The sequence below is a fragment of the Bradyrhizobium sp. NBAIM03 genome, assembly GCF_020194055.1.
GTDB lineage: Bacteria > Pseudomonadota > Alphaproteobacteria > Rhizobiales > Xanthobacteraceae > Bradyrhizobium > Bradyrhizobium yuanmingense.
The window spans coordinates 450,139-460,376 of record NZ_JADYVS010000002.1 but is presented as its reverse complement, the minus strand read 5'-3'; the positions used below and the strand labels follow the sequence as shown (position 1 = coordinate 460,376).

Annotated in this window: 9 protein-coding genes; 3 read left to right on the top strand and 6 right to left on the bottom strand. The window is 65.3% G+C overall.

Annotation, left to right across the window (positions count from 1 at the left end):
• Positions 1–456 precede the first annotated feature (456 nt).
• Positions 457–1,971, bottom strand: a complete 1,515-nt coding sequence (locus tag I6F21_RS04885; protein WP_225125540.1) for a caspase family protein — start codon at positions 1,969–1,971, stop codon at positions 457–459.
• 205 nt (positions 1,972–2,176) lie between these two features.
• On the opposite strand from I6F21_RS04885, the gene I6F21_RS04880 reads away from it, so the two are divergent.
• From I6F21_RS04880 to I6F21_RS04870, 3 genes are all read left to right on the top strand, one after another.
• Entirely contained in the window at positions 2,177–3,142 is a 966-nt protein-coding gene (locus I6F21_RS04880; RefSeq protein WP_225140355.1) for a helix-turn-helix domain-containing protein, read from the top strand.
• Positions 3,143–3,442: 300 nt separating this feature from the next.
• Positions 3,443–4,951 (top strand): DEAD/DEAH box helicase, encoded by a 1,509-nt coding sequence (locus I6F21_RS04875; RefSeq protein ID WP_225140354.1) that lies wholly within the window; start codon positions 3,443–3,445, stop codon positions 4,949–4,951.
• A 164-nt stretch (positions 4,952–5,115) separates the two neighbouring features.
• Positions 5,116–6,183, top strand: a complete 1,068-nt coding sequence (locus I6F21_RS04870; RefSeq protein ID WP_225140353.1) for a GGDEF domain-containing protein — start codon at positions 5,116–5,118, stop codon at positions 6,181–6,183.
• Positions 6,184–6,271: 88 nt separating this feature from the next.
• Here I6F21_RS04870 and I6F21_RS04865 read toward each other — a convergent pair whose 3' ends face one another.
• The 5 genes from I6F21_RS04865 to sufD form a co-directional block, all read right to left on the bottom strand.
• Positions 6,272–6,694, bottom strand: coding sequence for a TfoX/Sxy family protein (locus I6F21_RS04865; protein WP_057029081.1), 423 nt, complete (start codon positions 6,692–6,694; stop codon positions 6,272–6,274).
• Positions 6,695–6,860: 166 nt separating this feature from the next.
• Positions 6,861–7,271, bottom strand: a complete 411-nt coding sequence (locus I6F21_RS04860; RefSeq protein WP_074447904.1) for an iron-sulfur cluster assembly accessory protein — start codon at positions 7,269–7,271, stop codon at positions 6,861–6,863.
• 49 nt (positions 7,272–7,320) lie between these two features.
• The gene (locus I6F21_RS04855) at positions 7,321–7,692 is read right to left on the bottom strand and encodes an SUF system Fe-S cluster assembly protein (RefSeq protein ID WP_018641712.1); all 372 of its coding nucleotides are present in this window, start codon (positions 7,690–7,692) and stop codon (positions 7,321–7,323) included.
• Entirely contained in the window at positions 7,689–8,936 is a 1,248-nt protein-coding gene (locus I6F21_RS04850; RefSeq protein ID WP_225140352.1) for a cysteine desulfurase, read from the bottom strand. Before I6F21_RS04850 ends, I6F21_RS04855 begins: the two co-directional genes overlap by 4 nt.
• Positions 8,933–10,237: a Fe-S cluster assembly protein SufD gene (sufD, locus tag I6F21_RS04845; protein ID WP_225140351.1), complete on the bottom strand. Its 1,305-nt coding sequence runs from the start codon at positions 10,235–10,237 to the stop codon at positions 8,933–8,935. The genes I6F21_RS04850 and sufD overlap by 4 nt, the downstream gene beginning before the upstream one ends.
• Between the last annotated feature and the right edge of the window lies 1 nt (position 10,238).

Genomic DNA, 10,238 nt, shown 5'->3' with positions numbered 1-10,238 from the left:
CGCCACCACCGCCTCCTTGAGCAAGGGCGGCCGTCGAAAGCGCAGCACAAGCGATCGTGACGAGGATGGATTTACGGATCATGGATCGTCTCCCTGGTTTGGCAGACAATCCAGCCCGGCAGGAGTTGTTCCTTCCGCGGGGGGAAGCGAGCTTCTCGTCTCAGGACTTTGGCGACTTGCGGTCCCACGGCCGTTTGCCATCGGCGTCGCGATCCCATGGTCGCGTGGCCGGAGCCCCCTTCTCATCCTCGGCAGCCTTCGCGCGGTCCGCCTGGACGCGTTCGCGATCGGTGAGAGGTGGGGCTGTGGGAACTGGATTCGTTTGAGCCAGAACCGGAAGCGTCGTAAAGAGCGCGACAATAATGAACTTTGTCATTCCCGGCTCTAGCACTTTCACCTTGGCGTGTCCAAGTTCGGCCGCTGCGCAAGATCATCCCGTCACAATCGAACAGGACGTCAATTATTACTCCGGTTCGCGCTCCTGAAGCTCTTGATCTCCGACACGCTGCCGTCGCGATAGGTCAGCTCCACCGAGACGGATTTCGTGCTTGGCGCGAGCTTCATGTAGAGCGGCATGCCGGCGCTGACCGCGCTGGGGTCGCGCATGTCGCAGGGCGGCATCTTCAGCACCTGGTTGGGCACGGCGCTGTCGACGCCGATGCGCACCTCGCGGATGGCGCAGCGGTAGGAGACGAGATGGGTGTAGTAGACGAGCAGCCCGTTGAACTCGCGGAACGACAGCCAGCTCGTCGAGGTCATGTCGAGGATCTTGCGCTGGTCGCGGATCAGCGCGGCCTCGGGATCGAACCTGATCGGGAACGGGCCCTGCATGTCGCCGGACTGATCGACATAACGGACCTCGATCGTGCCAGCCTGCGCATCCGGCGGCAGCTCGATCGACGGGTTCGGCATCCGCTTGCGGGTGCGCGGATCGAGCGTGTCGATGAACCCGGTCTCGCGGAAATCGCCCGTGCCGGCAATGCGCCAGGAAATGCCGAGCGTCGGATCGGCGAAAGAGAAGGTCACGCTCCAGCCGCCATTGTGACGCGAGAAGCTCGCGATCGGCGCGTTGAGGGTCTCCTCCTTGGGCATCTGCGGCACCGACACCGGCGGTAGCGCCGCAAGCTTCGTGGGCGGCGGATCGTCCGAACGCGCGGCGGTGTCCTTGGCGAGGCCGCTGAGGAAGACATCGTCGACCATCTGGTCGAAATAGACCGGCACCTGCCTGTGCTTCACGGTGTCGGCGAGCTCGCTGACGGCTCGGCGGGTACGCTGCGCCACCTGCACCAGATTCTCGCCGGGCTTGAGCAGCTCCTTGGCGAAGGTGCGCGTAAACACTGAGTTTGGATTGGCGTCGTCATTGGAGAGCCGATCGAGCGCGGTCTGGCGGGGACCCGCGGAGAACACCGAGAACACGCCCTCGGGCAGCTGGGTCATCGGTGCGAGACCGCCGGCGCCGGCGACCGCGCGGGTGCCCTTGCGCTCGAACGGATTGTTGCGGCAGGCGTCGAACACCAGGATCGAGGTCCGCGCCTTCTTGTTCTGCAGCCGCTCGACGATGCGGTCGGCCAGGATCGAAGCGTCGCGCACCAGCTCCTCCTGCCCTTCCGTCGCAGCCGGCACGTCGGTCGGCAGCAGATAGTTCTGGCCGGCGATCTCGAAACCGTGGCCGGCATAGAAGAAGAACGCGGTGTCGCCGGGCTCGATGGCCTTGTCGAAGGCGAGCAGCGTCTCGGAGAATTGCTGCCGGCTCTGGTTCTCGGCGACCATCACCGAGAAGCCGAGCTGCTTCAGCGTGTCGCCCATGGTGCGGGCGTCGTTGACCGCCTTGAGCAGCTTCGGCACGTTCTTGTAGTCGTTGTTGCCGACGACGAGCGCGACGCGCTTAGCGGCCCAGGCGGGCCCCGCGAAACCGCTCAGGCCCACCGCGAGGCCAAGGGCCGCCAGAATTCTGAAAAGCCGACGCGTCATCGCAAAATTTCCCGTTGCAGAACCGGCCCTGCCACCGATCTTCGAACGGCAGTTCATGGGACCCCCCTGCCGCTGTGTGATAGTCGGCCCAGACCTTACGACGGTTCAAGGACCCCGGGGGGCTCCGATTGTACGATCCGACTATGGCCGATTCCGCTAGAATCTGTTTCCTTTTGGCCAATTTCGCCGGAAGCGAGGGGCTGCCGTGTTGCACTGGTGTACGGACGAGGTCGACCCGAAGGATCGCTTCGACTATTGGCGCGAGGTGCGCGCCAAGGGGTTGTTCGGTGTCACCGCCGAGCTCGCGCGCGAGCGGCGCGCGGACTTCTTCGGCGAATTCTCGCTGCGTAAGCTGGGCGGCGCCGGCCTCGTCGAGCTGAAGGCCTCGCCCTACGCGGTCGAGCGCAGCGCGTCGGACATCGCCTATGCCCCGGGTGAGGCGATCTGCGTCTACCAACAGCTCGGCAGCGGCGGCTGGTTCGGCGGCATGCGCGCAAGCGACTTTGCCATTGCCAATGGCAGCTTCGCCACCAGCCATACCGACCTGCCGTACCGCACCGCCCCGCTGGGCACCGGGGGCTTCCACCTGCGGATCCTCAAGATCCCCGTGAGCCACATCCCGGTGCAGGACAAGCGCATGCGCGAGCTGGCGCCCCGGACCTTCAACGATCTGGCCCTGGCGCCCCTGCTCGCGGCCTGCTTCGCCGATCTCGGCGAAATCGCCGCGGACGATACGGCCTCTGCCGTCCAGACCTCGTTAGTCCAGGCGTTGGCCCACCTGGCGCTGATCGAGCGCGGCATCGTGCGGCCCGGAAGCCGGCGGGGACAGGAGGCACTGCGGACCGCCCGCCTCTCGCAAGCCCGACGGCTGATCGCGCGCCACCTTCAGGACCCCAATCTTGCGCCAGCCATGGTGGCCGACCTGCTCGGCGTCTCCGTTCGTCACCTGCACATGCTGTTCGAGATGGCGGAGAAGAGCTTTTCCCAGACGGTGACCGACGAGCGCCTGAAACAGAGCCGCCGCCTGCTGCGCGAGGCGCCGGAACGGCTGATCGCCGACATCGCCGCCTCGTGCGGCTTCGAGAGCCTGGCGACCTATTACCGGGTGTTCAACGCCGCCTACGGCATGGCCCCAGGTGATTTCCGGGCCAAAGGCACGGACGGGCCTTAGCTGCTGTCTAGGCGGTTGCGGCCAGGCGGAGGGGGCTCGGGGGAAAACCCCAGCCGCGCCCGTGATTTGGGCAAAAACCTCAGGCTTTTTAGGCTCTTCCCGCGCCCGCTCCATTGACTTTGGCCAATTCCCGCCTATGTTCCGGGTCGACGCGGCTCAGATCGAAGAGCGATTCCTGAGCCTTGCGCTTTGTCCGCGTGAGTCAGCACCCCCAGCTTCTTCGAGAGCGCGCCGTTTCGGGGTGGAACGCGACAGCCTTATTACCCTCGATTCCGAACGGCGGTTTCGACCAGAGGCTCAATGTCCTTTTCAGATCTCGGACTGTCCGAAAAAGTCCTCGCCGCAGTGGCGGCCACCGGTTACACCACCCCCACCCCGATTCAGGAACAGGCGATCCCCCACGTCCTCGCACGCAAGGACGTGCTCGGCATCGCCCAGACCGGCACCGGCAAGACCGCGGCCTTCGTGCTGCCGATGCTCACAATCCTCGAAAAGGGCCGCGCCCGGGCGCGCATGCCGCGCACGCTGATCCTCGAGCCAACCCGCGAGCTCGCGGCCCAGGTGAAGGAAAACTTCGATCGCTACGGCGCCGGCCAGAAGCTCAACGTCGCCCTCCTGATCGGCGGCGTCTCCTTCGGCGACCAGGATGCCAAGCTGATGCGCGGCGTCGACGTGCTGATCGCCACCCCCGGCCGGCTGCTCGACCATACCGAGCGCGGCGGCCTGTTGCTCACCGGCGTCGAACTGCTCGTCATCGACGAAGCCGACCGCATGCTGGACATGGGCTTCATCCCCGACATCGAGCGCATCTGCAAGCTCGTTCCCTTCACGCGGCAGACCCTGTTCTTCACCGCGACCATGCCGCCGGAAATCCGGCGCATCACCGAAGCCTTCCTGCACAATCCGCAGAAGGTCGAGGTCTCCAGGCCCGCCACGACCGCCGTCACCGTTACGCAAACCCAGGTGCCCGCCGGCCGCGAGGCGCACGAGAAGCGCGAATTGCTCCGCCGTTTGCTACGCGAGGCCAAGGACCTCAAGAACGCGATCATCTTCTGCAATCGCAAGCGCGAGGTCGCGATCGTTCACAAATCGCTGCAGAAGCACGGCTTCAGCGTCGGTGCCCTGCACGGCGACATGGACCAGCCGGCCCGCATGGCCGCGCTCGACCAGTTCCGCAAGGGTGAGCTGCCCCTCCTCGTCGCCTCCGACGTCGCCGCCCGCGGCCTCGACATTCCCGAGGTCAGCCACGTCTTCAATTTCGACGTTCCCCACCACGCCGACGATTACGTCCACCGCATCGGCCGCACCGGCCGCGCCGGCCGAACCGGCACCGCGATCTCGATCGTGACACCGCTCGACCAGAAGTCGATGGCGGCGATCGAGAAGCTGATCGGCCAGAGCATTCCGCGCGCCGAAGGCGACTATGACGTCCACGCCGAAGCGGGCGAACAAGGCGAGCGTCCGCGCGAGCAGCGCGGCCGCGAGCGTTCACGCGGCGGACGCGGCAAGCCGCAGCGCGGCGAGCGGCGCGGTCATGACCGCGAGCGCAGCCACGAGCCGCGCGAGGCGCGTGGCGAGGCACGGGCGGCTCCCGAGGCGAGGCCGGCACGCGAGGCACGGCCTCCGCGCGAAGCCAGGCAATCATCCGAGCCGCGCAATGGTGTGCGCCCGCAAGCGAATTCGTCGCATGTGCCCTCGATCGGCCGTCCCGAGCCGCGCCGCCAGCGCGAGATCGACAGCGAGCCGGGCGATCACTCGCATCTGCCGGCGTTTCTTCTGCGGCCGGTGCGCTCCCCCGCCGGCGCCTGAAGCGCGCTGGCGCGCCAGATTTCGGTTGAAGATCCTCGATCTACAATTTTTTGGATGCCCCGTGAACGTATATTTACGGGGCGTTCACGATCGTCCGTTAGCCTACGAACATAATTTAAGGATTGCTGCGGTCGATGGCGCGTCGGCCGCTGTGGGGATGTTCAGTGATCAAGGTACTCGACGAACACGAACGCACCCTGGCGTTCGCCGAGGTGGCGCTCGGTCAGATCCGATCGCTTCGACAGACGGCCATTCCCCGCAATTACGAGATCTGGTACGTCTACGCCACCGGCTACAACGCACCGCTCAACAAGATCATCAATGAGACGCTGGCGCGCAGCGGCAAGCTGACCGAGGCCGATCTCGAGCAGATCTACGAGACCTATCTCTCCCACATCAAGACCACCGACCGCATCGACAAGGTCGGCGCGCGCGTCGTCGGCGAGATCGACGACGTCGTGAAGGTGTTGGGCGAGGCGCTCGGCATGACCGGGGCCTACGATACCAGTCTGTCGGATGCGACCGAGAAACTGTCGTCGGCCGAGAACCGCGACCAGGTCAAGGCGATCGTCGAGGCGCTGCTGCGCTCCACCAGCGAGATGCGCGAGACCAACAAGGCGCTCGAAGACCGGCTGACGCTGTCGAAGAACGAGATCAGCAATCTCCAGCAGAGCCTGGAGGCGATCCGCGCCGAAAGCCTGACCGATCCGCTCACGGGCCTGGGAAATCGCAAATATTTCGACCGCATGATCGGCATCGCAGTGCAGAGCGCGCTCGTCTCGGGCGAGCCGCTGTCGCTGCTGCTGTTCGACATCGATCACTTCAAGTCGTTCAACGATTCCTACGGCCATCTCACCGGCGACCAGGTGCTGCGGCTCGTCGGCCTTTCGCTGAAGCAGACCATCAAGGGCCAGGACATCACGGCGCGCTACGGCGGCGAGGAATTCGCGGTCGTTCTCCCCAACACCGCGATGCGCCAGGCACTGACGGTGGCCGACCACATTCGCCGCGCCGTGATGGCGAAGGAATTGAAGAAGAAATCGACCGGCGAGATCCTCGGCCGCGTCACCATCTCCGTCGGCGTCTCCATGCTCAGGGAGGGCGACGACACCGACGCGCTGATCGAGCGTGCCGACGCCTGCCTCTACGCCGCCAAGCGCAACGGCCGCAACCGCGTGATCTGCGAAGCCGATCCGGAATTCGCGATCGAGAGCCACAGCCGGGTGGCGTGACGTTCATCCTCGCGTCTGTAGGGTGGGTTAGCGCAGCGTAACCCACCTCTTGTCTATCAAGATGTATGAAGTGGTGGGTTACGCTGCGCTAACCCACCCTACGCATCGCCTTCCCGGCAACCTTCTTCGCCACACCCTTCTTCGGCGCAACCTTCTTCTTCGCCGCCGCCTTCTTCGCCTTCGGTCGCTTCTTCACCTTGGCGCGCTGGGCGGCAGTGAGCGCCGCCCTCGCCCATTGCGCAAGCTCCTGGGAATCGTCGAACAGGCGCGCCGGCAGCTCCCAGTAGGAATTCACAACCACGGTCTTGGCGCGGGTCGAATACTGGAACGGCTTCGAGCCTTCGGCCTCGAAGTCGGGAATGGTCGTCTCGTCGGCGCGAAAGAACAGGCCGGCGCGCAGCGACAGCGCGAAATTGACGCCGTCGGCGGAGATGCCGTAGCCGGAGAACATTTTCCGGATGGTGACCGGGCCGAAATCGGCGAACAGGTCGATCAGGAATTCGCGGTCCATCGGAGGCTTCCCTGCGCAAGCAAGTGAGCCTTCATAGCATTTCCGTCATTGCGAGCGAAGCGAAGCAATCCAGACTTCCGCCGCGGAGGCAGGTTGGATTGTTTTGTCGCCAGCGCAAAATTGCTCGCAATTTTGTCGCGGGCTCCTCGCAGTGACGCTGGAGAGTCTACCCGTCGATCTTTGCCGGCCGCAACTCGACCGATTCGCCGCAACCGCAGGCGGAGACCTGGTTGGGATTGTTGAAGACGAACTGGGCCTGCATCTTGTCGGCCTTGTAGTCCATCTCGGTGCCGAGCAGGAACAGCACGGCCTTGGGATCGACCAGGATCTTGACGCCCTTGTCCTCGACGACCTCGTCGGTCGGGCGGATGTCGTGGGCGTATTCGACCGTGTAGGACTGGCCGGCGCAGCCGCCGTTCTTTACGCCGACGCGCAAGCCCACGATCTCCGAGTCGGCACGCTGGGTCAGCTCGGTGATGCGCTGGGCGGCGGCATCCGTCAGCCGCATCACCTGCGGGCGCGGCCGCCGCGGCTTCGGAGTGGATGCTGGTGTCGAGCCTGACGAAATCTGGGTCATGTTGTCTATGTGGTCCGTTGCGGAGCGAATTCAATGCGGCCCGAGGGCGTCACCACATGTTCAGCACGAGGCGGGCCTCGTCGCTCATGCGTTCCGGCGACCACGGCGGCTCCCAGACGACCTTGACGTCGACCACGCCGACGCCGGGCACGCTCGCCACCGCGTTCTCGACCATGGTCGGCAGCTCGCCGGCGGCCGGACAGTTCGGCGTCGTCAGCGTCATCTGCACGTCCACGGAACGGTCGTCCTTGATCTCAACCTTGTAGATCAGGCCGAGCTCGTAGATGTCGGCCGGGATTTCCGGGTCGAACACGGTCTTGAGCCCGGCGATGATCTCGCGGGTCAGCCGCTCGGTCTCCTCCGGCGGCAATGCCGAATGGGTCTCCATCGGATTGGCTTTGATTTCGGCCGTGTCACTCATGCAAACAAATCCCGCGCCTTCAGCAGCGCCTGTGCCAGATGATCGACTTCTTCCCGCGTATTATACATGCCGAACGAGGCCCGGCATGTCGCCGTCACGTTGAACCGCTCTAAAAGCGGCATGACGCAATGGGTGCCGGCGCGCACCGCGATGCCCTGGCGGTCGATCACGGTGGCGACGTCGTGGGCGTGCGCGCCCTTGAGCTCGAAGGAGATCACGGGGCCCTTGCCCCGCGCCGTGCCGATCAGCCGCAGCGAGTTGATCTCGCGCAGGCGCTCCTGGGCGTACGCGGTGAGGTCCGCCTCGTAGGCGGCGATGCGTTCCTTGCCGATCGAGTTGACGTAATCGATGGCGGTACCAAGGCCGACGGCCTCGACGATCGCCGGCGTGCCCGCCTCGAACTTGTGCGGGGGATCGCCATAGGTGACGACATCGCGCGAGACTTCGCGGATCATCTCGCCGCCGCCGTTGAAGGGGCGCATCGCGACGAGGTGGTCGTACTTGGCCCAGAGCACGCCGATGCCGGTCGGACCATAGACCTTGTGACCGGTGAAGACGTAGAAGTCGCAGCCGATATCCTGGACGTCGACCGGCAGATGCACCGCGCCCTGGCTGCCGTCGACCAGCACCGGAATGCCGCGGGCATGGGCGATCCTGACGACGTCCTTGACCGGCACGATGGTGCCGAGCGCGTTCGACATCTGCGTGATCGCGACCAGCTTGGTCTTCGACGTCAGCAGCTTCTCGAATTCGTCGATGAGGAAATTACCCTCATCGTCGACCGGTGCCCATTTGATCACGGCACCCTGGCGTTCCCTCAGGAAATGCCAGGGCACGATGTTGGAATGGTGCTCCATGATGGAGATGACGATCTCGTCGCCTTCCCCGATATTCGGGGCGCCCCACGAAGACGCGACCAGGTTGATCGCCTCGGTCGCGTTGCGGGTGAAGATGACTTCCTCGGTGCGCGCAGCGTTGATGAACTGCGCCACCTTGGTGCGGCCGCCCTCATAGGCTTCGGTCGCGGCATTGGCGAGGTAGTGCAGGCCGCGATGCACGTTGGCGTATTCGGATGTATAGGCCTGCGTCATGCGGTCGAGCACAGCACTCGGCTTCTGTGCCGAGGCGGCGTTGTCGAGATAGACCAGCGGCTTGCCGTAGACCTGCATGGCGAGCGCCGGGAAATCCTGGCGCACGCGCGCAACGTCATAGGCGCCGTTCTTGACCGCCGGATGCGTGCTCATGACCGCCGCTCCAGCCAGCGCTCGGCGATGCCGATCACGTGCTCGCGCAAAGTATCATCGGCGATCTGCTCGATCGCCTCGCCGACAAAGGCCTGGATCAGCAGCGCCTGGGCCTGCTTCTCCGGCAGGCCACGGGCCTTCAGGTAGAACAGCAGACTGTCGTCGAGCGCGCCGGCGGTGGCGCCGTGGCCGCAGGAGACGTCGTCGGCAAAAATCTCGAGTTCGGGCTTGTTGTCGGCCTCGGCCTCGTCCGAGAGCAGCAGCGCGCGCGTCATCATCTTGCCGTCGGTCTTCTGCGCGTCGGGACGGACGATGATGCGGCCCTGGAACACCGAATGGGCGCGGTCGTCGATCACCGCACGGAAGATCTCGCGGCTGACGCAGTTCGGCACGGCATGGTCGACCACCAGCGTGGTGTCGCCGTGCTCGGTCTTCTTCAGGAGGTTGACGCCGTTGACCGAGAGCTCGCTGCCCTCGCCCGCCAGCGTAATGAAGCCCTGCAAGCGGCTGACCGCAGCGCCGCTGGTCATGTTGAAGACGTTCAGCTTGGTGTTGGCGCCGACGGTAACGAACTGCGAGGTGATGTTCACCGCATCGGCGGCATCGTCCATCAGGCGGATATGCGCGACGTCGGCGTCGTCGCCGACCGAGATCATAACGGCGTCGTTGACCTGGTAGGCCGCAGCGCCGGCGGCGACGAAGCTCTCGATGATGGTGGCGCGGGCGCCCTTCCCGATCGCCACCTGCGAGCGGGTGAAAGCCGAGGCCGATGCGGCGGTCGCAACATGGATGATCTGGATCGGCGCAGAGAGCTGCGTTCCATCCGCGATCGACAGCACCACGCCGTCGGTCGCCAGCGCCGCGTTGACCGCGATCACGGCATCGGTGGACGCGGTCTTGAGGAGACCGGCATCCTTATCCAGCGTCTCGCGCAGAGTCTTGAAGCCGACCTCGGACGCAAGCGCCTTCACGTCTGAAAGCTCAGCCGCGAACACGCCGTCGACCAGCACCAGCTTGCGGGCGCCCGCGATGGCATGCGCCTTGACCGCGTCCGCGGCGCGCTTCAGCGCGGTCGCATCGGGCACGGCCGCCAGCGGCAGCACCTCGCCGACCAGCGCGCGCAGGTCGGTGTATTTCCATTCCTCGATCCGGCGGTGCGGCAGACCGAGACGCTCATAGGTCTCGAACGCCTCGCGGCGCGCCGCCATCACGTCAGGCGAACCCGGCAGGCGGCCTTCGGCGCTGGCGAAGAGATCGCTCACCGCGCGGCCGCTCCCGGTCTTTGCCACAGCAACGTTCATC

What these genes read in the sequence shown, in the direction of transcription:
- I6F21_RS04885 (WP_225125540.1), bottom strand. Translation starts at nt 1,971, where the DNA reads ATGACGCGTCGGCTTTTCAGAATTCTGGCGGCCCTTGGCCTCGCGGTG.
- I6F21_RS04875 (WP_225140354.1), top strand. Translation starts at nt 3,443, where the DNA reads ATGTCCTTTTCAGATCTCGGACTGTCCGAAAAAGTCCTCGCCGCAGTG.
- sufD (WP_225140351.1), bottom strand. Translation starts at nt 10,237, where the DNA reads ATGAACGTTGCTGTGGCAAAGACCGGGAGCGGCCGCGCGGTGAGCGAT.
- I6F21_RS04855 (WP_018641712.1), bottom strand. Translation starts at nt 7,692, where the DNA reads ATGAGTGACACGGCCGAAATCAAAGCCAATCCGATGGAGACCCATTCG.
- I6F21_RS04860 (WP_074447904.1), bottom strand. Translation starts at nt 7,271, where the DNA reads ATGACCCAGATTTCGTCAGGCTCGACACCAGCATCCACTCCGAAGCCG.
- I6F21_RS04850 (WP_225140352.1), bottom strand. Translation starts at nt 8,936, where the DNA reads ATGAGCACGCATCCGGCGGTCAAGAACGGCGCCTATGACGTTGCGCGC.
- I6F21_RS04865 (WP_057029081.1), bottom strand. Translation starts at nt 6,694, where the DNA reads ATGGACCGCGAATTCCTGATCGACCTGTTCGCCGATTTCGGCCCGGTC.